A 15,178-nucleotide genomic window follows, 5' to 3' on the forward strand; every position below is an offset into this window, starting at 1 on the left:
GTTTACTGCACGGAAGTGCTATTCATGTTTGCTCGGCCGGGGATATGGCCGCGGCGAACCGCTGGTCTCGACGATCAGCGCGTCCACCTTATCCGCGATGATCTCCTCGACACACGGGCTGAATGGTCCGGGCAGGTAGCACTCCAGCATTCCGGTGAATCCTTCGTAGCCGCCTTCCTGCCAGACACGACGAGATGGAATGTAGCACCAGTAGTCGTCGCTGTAGCCGGCCACCCAGGTGTCGTCGGATCCGTACGTCTGCTTGAATCGAAGCGCGTAGTCAGCTACTGGCTCGCTGCTGAGGGAAATAATCTTGAGATCCGATCCGAATTGCCAGACGTGGATCGGATACGTCAGGTGGCGCGGACGGCGATCGGTGCCTTTCATCAGCGACAACTGCCACTTCATCGCGCGACGGTTGATGATGGATGGACCGTCCTTGTAGCGGAGCAATTCCTCGCGTGTGGGCAGTGATTCAAAAGGCAGATGAGCTTCATCAAAGGCAACGCGCAACGGACCATTGACGGGCTTCATCCGCTGGCACAAAACCTGTTCGACGGCGCTGGCGAGGATGAAGCCGTAGGCTTCGCCAAGCCCCGGTGCGTGGCGCGGCAGCGGGTTGGCGTCACCGCCGCAGCCTTGAGCAAAAAGCGCGATCGCGCCGGGGTGGTTCTGTTCCACCCCAGCCTGTGCATAGCCTGCGTAGTCGCCGTTGACTTTGTCATCGCTGATGCAGGTTGTGTGGCAGGCATAGCCGAAAACGACGCCTCGCAACTGTCCTGCCGGTGAATGCACTGCCAGCACGGGAACATCCTGATCCACCACGGTGGGTAGTGATCGTCCGTGGTAACGTGCTCGGCGACGATTGACCGCGATCCCCGCCAACCCTTGTCCGAATGAGAGCGTTGCCGGTGAAAGATCAGCAAGAGCGGCACCGACGACCTCCACGAATCGGTCATAGAGCCATTCCGTGTAGCGATTGATGATGATGTCCTCGCGCTTGGGCAGGTCGAAATACAACCGCAGCACATCACCAGTGACCGGCCCGCTGTGCGAGTGAGAAGCATTGAGCACGAGATGAGAGCGATCGATGCCGTATTTTTTCTGCACACGAGCTGCGATGATCGCGGTCATTTTTTGGCTCAAACCCAGCAGGTCAGCGGTAACCCACACGGCAGGCTTATCGTTGCCGCTGCGAAGCGCGAGGGCTTTGACCCAGATGGGTTGGCTGACTCCCTGCGATGTCCTGGTGCGAAAACCCCAGCCGGCGAGCCAGATCGGCTCGGTCGGCGTGATATCGACTTTAGCCAGACCAGCTTTCCAGGATGGTTGACGATGCGACGATGTCTTTGCCATGACCAGCTCCGTGTGATGCTCTGATTCAGGAACAGCAAAAGTAGCAGAACTTGGACAACAAAGCTCCGTACCCAAGGACCGGTGCGTGTATCGAAATGACGACCGAAACGACACGACCTCTGCGCGGTGAATTTACGCTCGCTCTCTGTGTTTCGCTTGATGCTGCGGAACAAACAACAATCACCATATGACTCCGCAACGGATGAATTGAAAGATCGATGGCTCCCACCCATCGAGCGGGGATTTCGGGTTTCGCCACGACCGCTTGACATGTGAAAGATGTGAGAAATTATGCCCTGTGACGGTAGAGATCATGTGCAGCGGCATACACCCGCTCTCTCCGCTCACTTCGTCGTAGAATGTTGATTCCTCATCGGAAACTACACTCTCCGGCGAGGCAGGGCGATATCAGGAAATAAGTTATGGTTACCGATCGCGACAAATACTTTTTCGATCTTCAGGGGTTTATTGTTCGGCGCGGCGTGTTGACGTCAGCTGAGGTCCGTGAGCTTAACGATTCACTCGATGCCATCCCCAAGCTCCAACCCGGTCAGTGGTATGGCGGTCTGCACGGCCACACCTACGGAACGAAGGACGGCATCAACTATCAGCAGATTTACGAAGCGGGTGAGCCGTTTGAGCGACTCATTGACCACCCCTCGTGGATTGACCACATGAGGTGTTTCGTTGGCGGCGAGGGTACTTTTGACTACAAGCACGGGCCTCTCTTTATTGACGAAAACATGGCCAACTTCCGCGAGGCGGGTGAGGCGATCGGGCTGCACTCAGGCGGCAATGAGCTAATCAAGCGCAATCAGTTTCGTGTCGTCAATCAGAAATTTCTCAACTGCCAGGTCAATGCGCTGATCGCGCTGACGGACATCGGTCCCGGCGACGGTGCGACCATGGTCATCCCCGCCAGCCATAAGCAGAACTTTACGCATCCCGACATTGCCAAGCACTGCATGAAGCCGGGCGGCGCATCCGGTGATAACTGTGAGGGTGCGATCGAGGTATTCATGCAGGCAGGTGATGTGCTGATCTTCACCGATGCAATCTGTCACGGCTCCGCTAAGCGGACCAATCCCGGCTTTCGGCGAATCCTTGTTTACCGTTACGGTCCGTCCTGGGGATTTTTCCGACACGGCTACCGACCCACCCGTGAACTGCTCACGCGACTCACACCCCAACGCAGGCAGATTGTCTGGCCGCACGAACCCTTTCAGCGAACGCCGAATCTCAAACCCGGCTTTAACGAGTCTTACAACTCACTCGAAGGCCCGCCGATGTCAACCACCGGTCAGGGCGGGTGAGGCATACGCTGGTCGGCTATATCTGCTCGCGTTTGCCTGTCGCGCGGAACCTTGCGCGTTTCTTTGCATATTCCTCTGGCGAGTGGCTCAGGTCCGGATCATCGACCCCTGCTAACGATTGTTCGTGCAGTTGTTTAAGAAACGGCACACACCACCCGCAACCCGTACCGGCGGAAAGACACTCGCTGATGAGGCTGGCGAAGGGCGGCTTTTCGCGCTTGCAAAAGTTGACGATTTTTCGCTTGGAAACGTGAAAACAAAGACAAACATGATCGTCGGGATTCATGCCCTAATCTTATAAAAACAATCAAACCCGACCAGTTAAACTGATCCTAAGACGTGAAAACGCCGAAATTTCCTGCTACGGAGCAAAATCCGGGCCAATCCTTATTTTTAACCGGTAAAATAAATCCGATATGCCGCAACCTGCGACCCATACTGCCGCCATGAACCATCTCATACAGCGGCTTTCCCGCCTGCCGGGGCTGGGAAAACGCTCGGCTGAGCGGCTGGCGTACCATCTGCTCAAGCAGCCTGCGGAAGAAGCGAATGAACTGGCGGGAGCGATCATCGACCTCAAGGCCAACGTCCGTCATTGCGCTGTGTGTTTTAATCTGACCGAGTCTCTGGTTTGCTCCATCTGTTCCGATGCTCAGCGCGATCACAGCATTGTGCTCGTCGTCGAGCAGCCTTCCGATGTGATCAGCCTGGAATCCACTGGCATGCATCATGGGGTGTATCACGTGCTGATGGGTCGGCTGTCGCCACTCGAAGGAGTCGGTCCGGGTGAATTAAATATTGACTCACTGATGGAACGGGTGAAAGCCTCCGCAGCAGTGGAGCCTTCATCTGTTCAGTCGAAGTCAACCGCAGTACCCATCCGCGAAGTGATCCTCGGCACCAACCCGACTCTCGAAGGCGACGGCACCGCGCTGTATCTCTCTAAGCAGCTTTCAACTCTCGGCGTCAAGGTCTCGCGCCTGGCCCGCGGCCTGCCGCAGGGAAGCCATCTCGAACTCGTGAGCAAGGCTGTGTTGGCCGATGCTATCTCAGGAAGACAGGATGTTCGATGAGCTGCTGTTCGTCGAGGTACCGCCCGGCCTCCAAATAAACACGGATGCGTGGCAGACCGGGTAATTCTCAGCATCGTGCCTTCAGCAGCCGACGATCAAGGACCGGCGATTCCCCATGAGGATTGATACCGGACAACATCTGCGACTCGGCCAGCACATGAAGCTGGCGCCGCGCATGATCCAGTCGATGGAGATTCTCCAGATGACCGCGCAGGCGCTGGAGGCCCGCATCGAGCAGGAATTGTCGAGCAATCCAACCCTTGAGCTTCAGGAAGAGTCCCCCGACGAACAGGCCATCGAGGAGGAACGCGCCCAGGAAAAGCGCGATGACAAGGAAAACACTCGCGAACTGGTCGTTGCTGAAAATTCGGACAAGACGCAAGCGGATGACTTCGAGCGACTGGCTAACTTCTCCGAAGAAAATGCTGACAGCTGGGAGTCAAATACTTACGAAAGCGGTGAAAGCTATCACATCAGCCGGAACGATGGTGAGCCGGACAAAAAGCACGATGCGATGGCCAATACCGCATCGCGGGCTACCAGCCTCACCGATCAACTTCTCGCGCAGTGGCGTCTTATCGAAACGACCCCCGAATTATGGCGAGCCGGCGAATACCTCATTGGTTTCATTGACGATGACGGCTACCTCCGTACCGATCGCGCAATGTTGATCAATCAGGCACCTCAGGACATCACTCCTGCACAGCTCGATGAAGCGCTGCTGCTCGTGCAGCATTCGCTTGAGCCGGTCGGGCTGGGTGCCCGTGATCTCCGCGAGTGCCTCCTCCTCCAGATCGACCATCAAACTCGACAACAAATGGAGGAGGCCCGTAATCAATCGAGCCGCAATCACCGCGCTAACCATGAAGACCAGAGTCATGAGGAACTCAGTCTTGAGCGTGCTCTCATCAGCGATTATTACCGAGACATCGAGGCCAATCGGTTACCCAAAATAGCCAAGGGCTTGGGTGTTGAGATCGATGACATCAAGAAAGCGATCGTCAATCTCAGGCAGTTTCATCCGCATCCCGGCCGGCTGCTGGTTACCGAGACGCCAAGGCATATCAAACCTGATGCAATCATTGACTTTGACGAAGAGGAAGATCGTTACGTAGCGAAGTTGACGAATGACCGACTCCCGGCGGTGGCGATCAATCCTCGCTACACAAAGATGGCCCGCGACTCATCAGTAGATCGGAAGACGCGAGAGTTTATCGGCAATAACCTGCGCTCCGCACGCTGGCTCATTGACGCCATCCAACAGCGCGAAAACACGCTGCTGCGCGTCATCAATGTCGTGCTTGAGGCGCAACGGGAGTTTTTTGATGTCGGGCCTCAGGCTCTCAAGCCGCTACCCATGACGCAAGTTGCGGACCAGCTCGGTATTCATGTGGCGACTGTCAGCCGCGCGGTGAATGAGAAATACATCCAGAGTCCGCGAGGCATCTATCCTCTGCGAATGTTCTTTTCCGGCGGCACCGCCACCGAAGCGGGCGAGGAAATGAGCTGGACCGCGGTGCAGGCAAAACTCGAAGAAGTCATCAAAAGCGAAGATAAAGCCAACCCGCTCAGCGACGATGAACTGGTGGATAAGCTGAAAGAAAACGGCATCGAAATCGCACGACGCACCATCGCGAAGTATCGAAAACAGCTCAATATTCCCACGGCGCGAGCGCGGAAGGAATATTGACCGAAAAGTCTCCCCTCCGAAATCGCTTGAAGAAGCACGGGTTGAGCGTCGCTGTTTACGATGCTGCATGAAAGCGGTAGGGCGTTATGAACATCGCCGCTTATCGCAGCCGCATACAGCGCAATCGCAACCAACGAATATCCGCAGTCGGTGATCGCTCGAATTACCGCACCGATTATTTTGAATGACTTAATGCGGCATCGGAAAATGAGCGCAAAGCTCTGCGATTTCCGCGCGGACTTTCTGGGCTGTGTCAGCATTGCCCCCGCTGGTCAGCACGCGATCGATCCACCCTGCGATTTGACGCATTTGTGCCTCACGCAGTCCGCGTGTGGTTACGGCTGGTGAACCCAGTCGCAGACCGCTGGTCAGTTTCGGCGGGCGCGGATCCTGAGGAATGCCATTCTTGTTGGTGATCATTCCCGCAGCTTCTAGCCACTTCTCGGCATCGGCACCGGTGAGTTCCGCGTTCCGTGGCCGCAGGTCCACAAGCATGAGGTGATTATCCGTTCCTCCCGATGACAACCGGTAGCCCTTTTCCGTCAAAGCGGTGGCGAGAGCTTTCGCGTTTTTCACGATCTGATTCGCGTATTGTTTGAACTCCGGTTGCAGGGCTTCACCGAAACACACCGCCTTTGCCGCGATGATGTGCATCAACGGGCCTCCCTGGAGGCCGGGGAAGACCGCCTTATCTATCTTCTTCGCAATCTCCTCATCATTGGTCAAGACGATTCCGCCGCGCGGGCCGCGCAGCGTTTTATGAGTCGTTGTTGTGACGATGTGAGCATGCGGAAAGGGCGAGGGATGCACGCCGGCAGCCACCAATCCTGCGATGTGGGCGATGTCGGCCATGAGCAGTGCGCCAACCTCATCCGCAATCGCGCGGAACTTCGCAAAGTCAATCACACGCGGATAGGCTGAGTATCCGCAGAGAATCATTTTTGGTTTGTGTTCGAGGGCGACGCGCCGTGCTGCGTCGTAGTCGATCTGCTCATGTTTTGGATCTTTGGCGTCATAGATCAGCGGATAGTGGACGGGCTTGAAATACTTGCCGGAAAAATTGATCTTCATCCCATGCGAGAGGTGGCCGCCGTCGGAAAGGATGAGACTGGCAAACGTATCGCCGGGATTCAGCAGCGCGAAAAAGACAGCCGCGTTCGCGCTGGCACCTGAGTGAGGCTGGACATTGGCAAACCGACAGCCGAAAAGTTTCTTGGCACGATCACGAGCCAGATTCTCGATGATGTCATAGTTCTGACATCCGCCGTAGTAACGGGCATCCGGGTATCCCTCGGCATACTTATTGGTCAGACACGATCCCGCCGCCGCCATTACCGCACGGCTGACATGGTTTTCGCTGGCGATGAGTTCGAGCGTCGTTTCCTGCCGTTTCTCTTCCGCACGGATTGCACGGAAAACTTCCTCATCGGCGGCAAGCGGGCTGTGCGAAACAGGTTCGGCATGAGTTGCGGTCATTGTCAGCTCCGGTACTAAGTCTGTGGGTTCTGCCCACAGTCCATCCTATAGACTAATTTTCTTGAATGATGCTGCGACTCGGGCCGCAGTCTCATCGGGTGCCAGTGCGGCCAGTTCCGGCAGGAACGGCTCGGCGGCCACAGGACCATCATAGCCCGTCTCGTGCAAGCCTCCGAGAAACGCGCCTATGTCGATCACGCCTGTTGCGCCGGGTAACGCGCGTTCGTTGTCGATCTGCTCGTGGGGCAACCGACCCGTGCGGGCGTCATTCACATGTACATACACCACTTTACCGCGCAGCTTGCGCGTGATGTCGTCCCGCGTACCACCGGAAGTAAACCAGTGAAAGCAATCAAATAAAACGCCTGTGTCGTGACCGATTGCTCCAGCCAACTCAAGGATGCCGTCGATATCGTGCACAAAAGGAAATCGAAAATTTTTACGGATCGTTGCGGGGCCGACAAACTCGATAGCCAGCCGAATACCGTTCTCCGCGAGTAGTTGCGCTACCGGCTGGAGGCGACGTGTGTGCTGCTCAAAATTAGCTGCATAGTCGAGCGTGTTGTGTGCGGGCATGATCCACGTGTAACACTTCGTGCAACCAGCCCGTTTGGCGATTAACGCCTGCGTTTCGAGTTTTTTCAGGCCGGTTTGATATGGCCCCTCCTCGCCGCGGAAGTCCAGCGGCAGACCGAAGCCACCCCATCGTAGGCCCGCGTTCCGGACTCGTTGGCCGTACCCTTCCGGGTCGGTACTGAAATCCGGCTCGTCTAGCGGCAGATCGATTCCCTTAAAGCCATGACGCAGCGCGAGGGCAAGACACTCATCAAACGCAGCACTGATGCCGATGGCTTTGGGTGCGAAGTTGCGGAACATCACTGTGTCCTTTGGTGACGGCAGATAATAGCCGGTCGGCAAAAAATCACGGCGTCAGATACCCGACTACCTCTGCCGATTGCGTTTCATAGGGCAAGACAAATAGTGAGCACTTGCTAAACTCTCCGCCCATGAACATTGGCTTTATCGACTACTACATCGACGAGTGGCACGCGAATAACTACCCGGACTTTATCCGACAGAGTCCGCTGGGTGCCCGCATGAAGGTGACACACGCATGGGATCAGGGGCCGCAACCGGGCAAGAAACCGCTCGACCAGTGGTGCCGCGATATGGGTGTTACGCAGGCACGCACCGTTGAGGAAGTGATCGCAAAATGCGATGCGATTATCGTGCTGGCACCCGACAATGTTGAGACTCACGAGGCACTGGCCGATCTGCCTCTGCGCAGCGGTAAGCCGGTGTATATCGATAAGCCGGTCGCACCCTCGCGTGCCGCAGCGAAACGGCTGTTTGATAAGGCTGCCGCACATAAGACACCCATGTTTTCCTCATCCGCATTGCGGTTCAGCTCGGAACTGCATGCCGCTCTATCGAGTCCGCTCAAGAACGCTCCCCCTGACTTTATTTCGACGCGAGGCGGCGGAGATTTTTCGATTTACGCGATTCACCAGTACGAGATGATCGTCAAAGTGATGGGTGTCGGGGCGCAGCGAGTGATGATGACCAGTAGTCAGGCGGCACCGGGATTGGCGATCGACTACGGCAATGGCCGGTTCGCTTCGATGAACGTCGCCTGGGGACACCCGTTCCAGTTATCCGCCGCATACAAGGGAACGGGGAAAGAAGCGGTTGTCCTCAACCAGATTGATGACTTCTTTCCGCAATTCATCGAGGCAATGCTGACATTTTTCGAGACCCGGCAATCGCCTGTACGCGCGGAGGAAACTCTGGAGGTCGCGGGCCTGATCGAAGCGGGGGAAGCGGCGCTCAAGCGGCCGTTCGAGTGGGTTGCGGTCGGCAGATAGGAAACCGGGAACCGTCTAACTGTCAAATGAGTTGTACTGTTCACCAGCGGTGCGATGTTTTTTGCGTACCGGTGTGTTCTCGTTTCCGTTAAAAGCCGGTGCTTGCGGCTTATTTTGGGTGAATCGCGGTATCGCTCCGGCGTCGAGGGTGCAAAGCCTGCCCGTCCAGTCCAATTACGTCACGCTCTCTTTCCACGGTGACAGGATCGCTCACCGCAGGAAAAGCTCTCGCGGTCCGGTTGTTAGCACCTCACAACCTTTTTCAGTTACGAGGATGGTTTCGCTGCATGTCGCGCCGCAGATGCCGACATCGCGCAGGCTGGTGCTGCAATGAAAAACCATACCAGGCCGAAGCTCATCACGGACGCCGACGCCGATCCATAGTCCCGGATGGTCGGACCATTCGGGAGGAAAACCCAGACCGACGCTGTAGCCGTAGTAGCCGTGCCAGACGATGTGTCTGGGGATCGACTCCAGCTCGCGTGCCGATTGAGAGGCGACATCGCCGGCAATCGCACCGGGTTTGATGTTTTGGATCATCGCCTCGACACTGGCGATGGCTGCGTTGGCCAGCTCACGTTCCAGCGACGTCGGCTCTCCCAGTACAGCCGTGCGCAGCATCGGTGTCTGGTATCGCTCTACTGACGCGGCAATCTCGATAAACACCGGGTCACCATCAAGAATCGGCACGCGGTGAAAGGTCGAGTGGGGTACGCCGCTGCGACGACCGGTCGTTACGATCACGGGATACGACGAATATTCGCTGCCGCCTCGGATCATCGACTCGTAACCAACTGCTGCGATGTCGTTGTCGGTCGCGCCAGGACGGACAGCACGGATCATTGCTGTCATTGCCTCACCCGTGATGTGTCCGGCGCGGCGGAGACAGGCGATCTCCGGTTCGGATTTGATCGCCATCACACTGGGGACGCAATTTGTCGCATCCACCAGCACCGCATCAGGCAGCAGGCCGCGAATGGCGAGATACCCCGAAGCACCCAGTGAGGAGTAATTCCCCATCTCCAGGCCGATACGTCCGCGATTAAAGCCGAGCTTCTTGACAAGATTAGCCGCAGCTTCGTGGGGGTTCTGGTGCAGTCCGTAAAGGTTTCGCGCCTCCACCCACGAACTGAGCAGAGCATTGTGGCTCTCGAAGTCCTGGCAGAGCAACTCAATGGGAGCATCCCGGGGAATCGCAACGAGCCAGAGCTTGTGCGGCGAGACGCTCTCAATACCGGTGAGATAACAGACACTTGCCATCGTCGTGGCGAGAACCAGGTCAAGATTCCGTTCCGACATGGAACGCTGAACGCCAGCGACTCGACGTTGATATTCGGTAACAGGAAAGGCAAGCTTTTTGTGGGTGTTCATTTTCTTAACCAAAGTCTTAAAACCTATCATCGCGGTGTTGAACCGCGATGATATCGCAGGCGAGGTGAGACATGCCCGCACGGCAGAGATCGTCCCTCTCTCTGCGGGTTAGAACGCGGCAATGCGAAACCGACTAGCACCGCGAATGGTTGCAATCAGTGAGAGACGTTGCCGCGCGATGGGTTATTCAGGCGGCTGTTAATGCGCTGACAGGCTCAGCAGTTTCACGGGTTTGACGGGCTTGCTGTTGCGGCAAACGATCGGGAAATGCTCGCCAGCCTCGATCATCGGGGCACCATCGGGCAGGTTGATGAATTGCTCCATCGGATGACCGCGTTTGCCGGCGTAGTAGGCAGCCCCCGTCATGTAATGGATCGCGATTGCGCGACGCGGACGGGGCGATTTATTCGTCGGCGAACCATGCCACGTCAACGAGTGATGAAAAGAGACTTCGCCTTTCTTGACCGGCCAGGGGATCGCTTTGGCCTCTTTGACCTGTGAATCCGTGGGCACGTTGAATCCCTCGTTGGCTTTGCCGAATTCCTGTAGATCTTTGAGGTTCTGCTTGGTGCGGAGAAATTCCATCTGGTTTCCCCACTTGTGGGAGCCGGGAATCATCCACATGCAGCCGTTGTCGAGATCCGCATCGTCAAAGGGAATCCAAGCGGACACTGGCGTCATCGGCAGGATGGTTGGCCAGAGCGGCGCATCCTGATGCCAGCTTGTCGCACCACCCGCCTGCGCGGGTTTGTATTGCACCTGGTCATGCCAGATCATCAGGTCGCTCATCCCGGTCAATTGAGAGATGCCGGTGACGACCTTGGGGTGATACAAGAGTTTTTCAAATGCGGGCGAGCATTCCCACATGTTGACGATTTGCCAGACGGGAGTTTTGCCGTCACCGCTGCCGTAGGTGTCCTTGGTGCCATCGACTGAACCGGTCAGATCGCGGAAGAGCACGGGTCTGGGATCGGAAGGGCCGAAGCCATGAGGCCCTATGTCGATGACGCGATCGAGTTCCGCGGTCAGCTCAGCCAGTTCCGCGTCGGTGAGGATACGTCCGCCGTTGAGACAGCCATTGCGTTCAAATTCGTTGATCTGCTGTGTGGAAAGCATGGTGTGACCCTCGAAGGTGACGCATTATCTTATCCGCAACGATAAAGGAGAAGAAGAATCGAGCACGCAGCCTGATCTCCGACGGGAAAGTCATTCGCCTTCCAAATATGATGTACCGATGCAACCTCTCACACTGATCCTTCGTACTGCTGGCACCAATTGCGACCGGGAATTGGCTCATGCCTTTGAACTGGCGGGCGCAGCTACGCAGACTCTCCACCTCAACGAGCTTATCAAGGATCCCGCTCGGATTGATCGATTCGACCTGATCGGTTTCCCCGGCGGATTCAGCTACGGCGACGACATCGCAGCGGGACGGATCTTCGCCAACCGCCTGCGTCACCATCTTTACGAGCCGCTCAAGGGTGCGATTGCCCGCGGTGTGCCGATGATCGGCGTCTGTAATGGTTTTCAGGTGCTGGCAAAACTTGGCTTATTACCTGAGCCGGAGGGTGCTGGAAACGGCAGGCAGGCTGTGACGCTTGCCGACAATGCTTGCGGACGTTTTATCGATCGCTGGGTGAAGCTTGAAGCGCAGGCGGATTCCGTATGCGTATGGACTCGCGGTTTGTCGAGCTTGGAGTTGCCAATCGCACATGGCGAGGGTCGGTTTGTGCCCGAGTCTGACGCGGTGCTGGAACGGATCAAACAGAATCGTCAGATCGCATTGCGCTACGCAGCGGATGACAACCCCAACGGCTCAACCGACAATATCGCGGGAGTTTGCGACCCAACCGGCCTGGTCCTGGGTCTGATGCCGCACCCGGAACGGTTTATTCATCCGACTAACCATCCGCAATGGACCCGCCAATCGGCTCAATGGATGTCAGAGACACCGGCTGGACTGCGGTTTTTTCAAAATGCGGTGGAACGGGTCGCCAGCAAGGCGACGTTGGCGGTGGGATAGCATTTCACGGTAATTTTTTTGGATTTTGATATACTGGTTGATTCGCCTCGGACGTCCGCGTGGACGGCCAATAGAGGGCGAATTTTCATCATCAGGCATCCCCTTGGCGTGGATCGAGGGGGTGCGACCCGGTGGTTCTCGATCGTGTTGGTCGGGCCGGGTATGGACCCAGATTAAAGGACTCTTTTTATCTCATGGTTGACAAGAACCTTATCGCCCAACTGGGCGTCGAAGACGTTGAAGCTGAACAGATGGTTGCCGCCGCGTATGGTCAGAAAGTCGCTGATGGTGACATGACCAGTCTCTTGGGCGAGCAGATCGAAGACTACAAGTCCGGCAGCATTCTCAAAGGCAAGATCATCGGCCGGGCAGGGGATGCGTTCCTGGTCGAAATCGGCCTCAAGTCTGAAGGCATTCTCGAACGCAGCGAGTTCGATGCTCCCGATGACGTGGAAATCGGCGACACAGTAGAGATTCTGCTCGAAGACCTGGAGTCAGACACGGGGCAAATCTCCATCTCGAAGCGCAAAGCTGACCGCATCCGCGGTTGGGAACGCATCATTGAAAAGAACAAAGAGGGCGATGTCATTACCGGCCGCGTCATGCGGAAAATCAAAGGCGGTCTGCTGGTTGATATCGGCGTCCCGGTTTTTCTCCCGGCGTCGCAAGTGGACGTCCGCCGTCCCGGCGACATCGGCGAGTTCATCGGCACCGAGATTCGCGCCTCGATCCTCAAAATCGACACGGAGCGGCGCAATATCGTTATTTCCCGCCGCAAGCTCATTGAAGAGGAGCGAGGCGAACAGCGCAAGAAACTGCTCACAACAATCAAGGAAGGCGATATCGTCAAAGGCACGGTCAAGAACATCGCCGACTTCGGCGCGTTTGTGGATCTGGGCGGTATCGACGGCCTGTTGCACATCACCGACATGTCGTGGGGCCGGGTCAATCATCCTTCCGACATGGTCAAGATCGATCAGCAGGTTGAGGTCAAGGTTCTCAACGTGGACCGCGACAAAGAGAAGATTGCTCTTGGCCTGAAGCAGAAGGAAAGCAGCCCGTGGCACGACATTGAGAAGAAGTACCCGCCGAACACCCGCATCAAGGGCACGGTGACCAACATCATGTCCTACGGTGCTTTTGTGAAGCTCGAAGAAGGTGTCGAGGGTCTGGTCCACATCTCCGAAATGTCGTGGACTCGCCGCATCAACCATCCGAGCGAAGTGGTCAGCATCGGCGAAGAGATCGAAGTCGTGGTCCTTGACTTCAACAAGGACAAGCAGGAAATCAGCCTCGGCATGAAACAGACCGAGGTCAACCCGTGGGAACTGGTGGCCGAGAAGTATCCGCCGGGTACAGTCGTCGAGGGCAAGGTGCGCAACCTCGCCAGCTACGGCGCGTTTGTCGAGATCGAGCCGGGTATCGACGGTCTGTTGCACGTATCCGATTTGTCATGGACCAAGAAACTCACCCATCCGAATGAGCTGCTCAAGAAAGGTGAGACGATCAAGTGCGTGGTGCTTGAGGTGGATCGCGCCAAGCAGCGTGTGGCTCTGGGTCTCAAGCAGATGACCGAAGACCCGTGGCTCAATGCGATCCCCGCTCACTACCAGCCGGGCATGATCGTCCGAGGCAAGGTGACGAAGATCACCAACTTCGGCGTGTTTGTGGAGCTTGAGGACGATCTCGAAGGCTTGCTGCACATCTCCGAGCTGGCCGATCATAAAGTCGAGAATCCGCAGGATGTGGTGCAGCAGGATCAGGAAGTCGAGGTCAAGATTCTTCGCGTGGACCTCGATGAGCGAAAGATCGGCCTGTCCCTCAAACGGGCACAGTGGACCAGCGACACGAGCAGCGATGATGCCGGCTCAGGCGGCAGCAGCAAGGGCGGCAAGAAGGGCGGCTCTGGCGGCTCAACCGGTGGGCTTGGCGGCGGCATGGATGACCATGGCGCGCTGGGTACGGATAAGATCACATTCGGCCCCGGTGGGACCAAAATGGGTTGATCTCAACGGCTACCTTCTCGTGTGAAGGATAAGCCTGTGACCGAAAATCTGAAGACCTACGAAAGCCCAGGCAGGACATGCCTGGGCTTTCGTCTTTCTACGGGGAATGTGTTATCCGAGCCAATTTCCGGGCAGGTATCAAGGAATGACGGCACTTATGCGTAATGATGGCTTCTCTATTCGCCCCAATTTAACGGGCATTTTGTAGAAAGAAGAGTCTTAGGAAGTAGAGAGCGGGTTTTTGCGGAGGATGGAGAGTGTCACGGAGTAGAGATTATCGCGTCGGTGGTTGAATCGGAACTCTGTTTCTTTGAGGTACAGGTAGAACGTAGGGCGAGGGACGTCGTTGAACTTGACGAGGCGACGCTTGGCGTAGCTCCAGAAGCTCTCGATGCCGTTGACGTGGGCGCGGGCCGGAGACGAACTGGCTGTCGTTGTGTTCGACGCGCAGGTATTTCTGGTAGCCCACATCGACCAGGCCGTCGTAGCCGCGCCAGCCGTCGGAGTGGACGATCGAGTCGAGGCCGACATGCCCGCGGATGGCCTTTTGCAGGGTCTTTTTCTTACCATCGGGGACGATCTCGGTGTGGACGCAGCCGTTGCGTTTGAAAATGCCGAACACGATGGTCTTGCCACCGGCGCAGACGCAGGTAGATGTCGTTGGTGGAACGCACGCTCAGGCTCGTGAGCTCGGCGGTGTCGGTCGCCGTCAAGTCCATAGCGAAAACGCGGATTAGGCGGCGGAAAACTTTCACACTGATTCGGGATACCCGCCGTGGTTTCACTATCGCAGCGACTTTGTGAGCGTTTATGCTGACGTGGACAGCTACTACTACGGTAACGGCAGACCGCAATCGGTGCCCGGAGCAATTTCGGTGCTTCGCGCAGAAGCTCATCCGCAGGGGATGAACGTGGTGGCGCTGGACGGCAGCGGTCGATTTGAGATCGGCTTCAAAGACCTACCTCCGCCGGACATCGCAAGCAACTGGTACGTCAAGTAGTCTC

General features: G+C 56.7%; 13 protein-coding genes and 1 pseudogene. 7 read left to right on the forward strand and 7 right to left on the reverse strand.

Annotated elements, in window-relative coordinates:
- Positions 1-18: 18 nt before the first annotated feature.
- On the reverse strand, positions 19-1,356 hold the full coding sequence (locus IT444_13695) for a neutral/alkaline non-lysosomal ceramidase N-terminal domain-containing protein (protein ID MCC7193821.1): 1,338 nt from the start codon (positions 1,354-1,356) through the stop codon (positions 19-21).
- Between the two features lie 422 nt (positions 1,357-1,778).
- On the opposite strand from IT444_13695, the gene IT444_13700 reads away from it, so the two are divergent.
- A complete protein-coding gene (locus tag IT444_13700; GenBank protein ID MCC7193822.1) occupies positions 1,779-2,669 on the forward strand; it encodes a phytanoyl-CoA dioxygenase family protein in 891 nt (296 codons plus the stop codon).
- A gap of 16 nt (positions 2,670-2,685) precedes the next feature.
- Here the strand turns inward: IT444_13700 and IT444_13705 are convergent, their stop codons facing one another.
- Positions 2,686-2,955 carry a (2Fe-2S)-binding protein gene (locus IT444_13705; protein MCC7193823.1) on the reverse strand — a complete coding sequence of 90 codons (270 nt, stop codon included), beginning with the start codon at positions 2,953-2,955 and terminating at the stop codon, positions 2,686-2,688.
- Positions 2,956-3,115: 160 nt separating this feature from the next.
- On the opposite strand from IT444_13705, the gene recR reads away from it, so the two are divergent.
- Entirely contained in the window at positions 3,116-3,742 is a 627-nt protein-coding gene (recR, locus tag IT444_13710; protein ID MCC7193824.1) for a recombination protein RecR, read from the forward strand.
- A gap of 115 nt (positions 3,743-3,857) precedes the next feature.
- Positions 3,858-5,432 (forward strand): RNA polymerase factor sigma-54, encoded by a 1,575-nt coding sequence (gene rpoN, locus IT444_13715; protein ID MCC7193825.1) that lies wholly within the window; start codon positions 3,858-3,860, stop codon positions 5,430-5,432.
- A gap of 189 nt (positions 5,433-5,621) precedes the next feature.
- Here the strand turns inward: rpoN and IT444_13720 are convergent, their stop codons facing one another.
- Both IT444_13720 and IT444_13725 read right to left on the reverse strand, forming a co-directional pair.
- Positions 5,622-6,908, reverse strand: a complete 1,287-nt coding sequence (locus tag IT444_13720; GenBank protein ID MCC7193826.1) for a serine hydroxymethyltransferase — start codon at positions 6,906-6,908, stop codon at positions 5,622-5,624.
- Positions 6,909-6,953: 45 nt separating this feature from the next.
- Positions 6,954-7,784, reverse strand: a complete 831-nt coding sequence (locus tag IT444_13725) for a sugar phosphate isomerase/epimerase (protein MCC7193827.1) — start codon at positions 7,782-7,784, stop codon at positions 6,954-6,956.
- Between the two features lie 131 nt (positions 7,785-7,915).
- Here IT444_13725 and IT444_13730 point away from each other — a divergent pair, with 131 nt between their 5' ends.
- Positions 7,916-8,773 carry a Gfo/Idh/MocA family oxidoreductase gene (locus IT444_13730; protein ID MCC7193828.1) on the forward strand — a complete coding sequence of 286 codons (858 nt, stop codon included), beginning with the start codon at positions 7,916-7,918 and terminating at the stop codon, positions 8,771-8,773.
- 210 nt (positions 8,774-8,983) lie between these two features.
- On the opposite strand, the gene IT444_13735 is transcribed toward IT444_13730, so the two are convergent.
- Positions 8,984-10,072 (reverse strand): aminopeptidase P family protein, encoded by a 1,089-nt coding sequence (locus tag IT444_13735; GenBank protein MCC7193829.1) that lies wholly within the window; start codon positions 10,070-10,072, stop codon positions 8,984-8,986.
- Positions 10,073-10,342: 270 nt separating this feature from the next.
- Complete coding sequence (locus IT444_13740) at positions 10,343-11,260, reverse strand: phytanoyl-CoA dioxygenase family protein (protein MCC7193830.1); 918 nt, start codon at positions 11,258-11,260, stop codon at positions 10,343-10,345.
- Positions 11,261-11,378: 118 nt separating this feature from the next.
- Here IT444_13740 and IT444_13745 point away from each other — a divergent pair, with 118 nt between their 5' ends.
- On the forward strand, positions 11,379-12,167 hold the full coding sequence (locus tag IT444_13745) for a phosphoribosylformylglycinamidine synthase subunit PurQ (GenBank protein ID MCC7193831.1): 789 nt from the start codon (positions 11,379-11,381) through the stop codon (positions 12,165-12,167).
- Positions 12,168-12,361: 194 nt separating this feature from the next.
- Positions 12,362-14,173, forward strand: a complete 1,812-nt coding sequence (locus tag IT444_13750) for a 30S ribosomal protein S1 (protein ID MCC7193832.1) — start codon at positions 12,362-12,364, stop codon at positions 14,171-14,173.
- Between the two features lie 219 nt (positions 14,174-14,392).
- On the opposite strand, the pseudogene IT444_13755 reads toward IT444_13750, so the two are convergent.
- Positions 14,393-14,961 (reverse strand): annotated as a pseudogene (locus tag IT444_13755) (IS1595 family transposase).
- Positions 14,962-14,973: 12 nt separating this feature from the next.
- Here IT444_13755 and IT444_13760 point away from each other — a divergent pair.
- Entirely contained in the window at positions 14,974-15,174 is a 201-nt protein-coding gene (locus IT444_13760) for a hypothetical protein (protein MCC7193833.1), read from the forward strand.
- The last annotated feature ends 4 nt before the right edge of the window (positions 15,175-15,178 follow it).

Source organism: Phycisphaeraceae bacterium, assembly GCA_020851465.1.
Taxonomy (GTDB): Bacteria; Planctomycetota; Phycisphaerae; order Phycisphaerales; family Phycisphaeraceae; genus JADZCR01.

Coding starts and splice junctions, on each gene's coding strand:
- IT444_13735 (MCC7193829.1), bottom strand. CDS start 10,072: ATGTCGGAACGGAATCTTGACCTGGTTCTCGCCACGACGATGGCAAGT.
- IT444_13705 (MCC7193823.1), bottom strand. CDS start 2,955: ATGAATCCCGACGATCATGTTTGTCTTTGTTTTCACGTTTCCAAGCGA.
- IT444_13740 (MCC7193830.1), bottom strand. CDS start 11,260: ATGCTTTCCACACAGCAGATCAACGAATTTGAACGCAATGGCTGTCTC.
- IT444_13725 (MCC7193827.1), bottom strand. CDS start 7,784: ATGTTCCGCAACTTCGCACCCAAAGCCATCGGCATCAGTGCTGCGTTT.
- IT444_13720 (MCC7193826.1), bottom strand. CDS start 6,908: ATGACCGCAACTCATGCCGAACCTGTTTCGCACAGCCCGCTTGCCGCC.
- IT444_13695 (MCC7193821.1), bottom strand. CDS start 1,356: ATGGCAAAGACATCGTCGCATCGTCAACCATCCTGGAAAGCTGGTCTG.
- IT444_13730 (MCC7193828.1), top strand. CDS start 7,916: ATGAACATTGGCTTTATCGACTACTACATCGACGAGTGGCACGCGAAT.
- IT444_13700 (MCC7193822.1), top strand. CDS start 1,779: ATGGTTACCGATCGCGACAAATACTTTTTCGATCTTCAGGGGTTTATT.
- IT444_13750 (MCC7193832.1), top strand. CDS start 12,362: ATGGTTGACAAGAACCTTATCGCCCAACTGGGCGTCGAAGACGTTGAA.
- rpoN (MCC7193825.1), top strand. CDS start 3,858: ATGAGGATTGATACCGGACAACATCTGCGACTCGGCCAGCACATGAAG.
- recR (MCC7193824.1), top strand. CDS start 3,116: ATGAACCATCTCATACAGCGGCTTTCCCGCCTGCCGGGGCTGGGAAAA.
- IT444_13745 (MCC7193831.1), top strand. CDS start 11,379: ATGCAACCTCTCACACTGATCCTTCGTACTGCTGGCACCAATTGCGAC.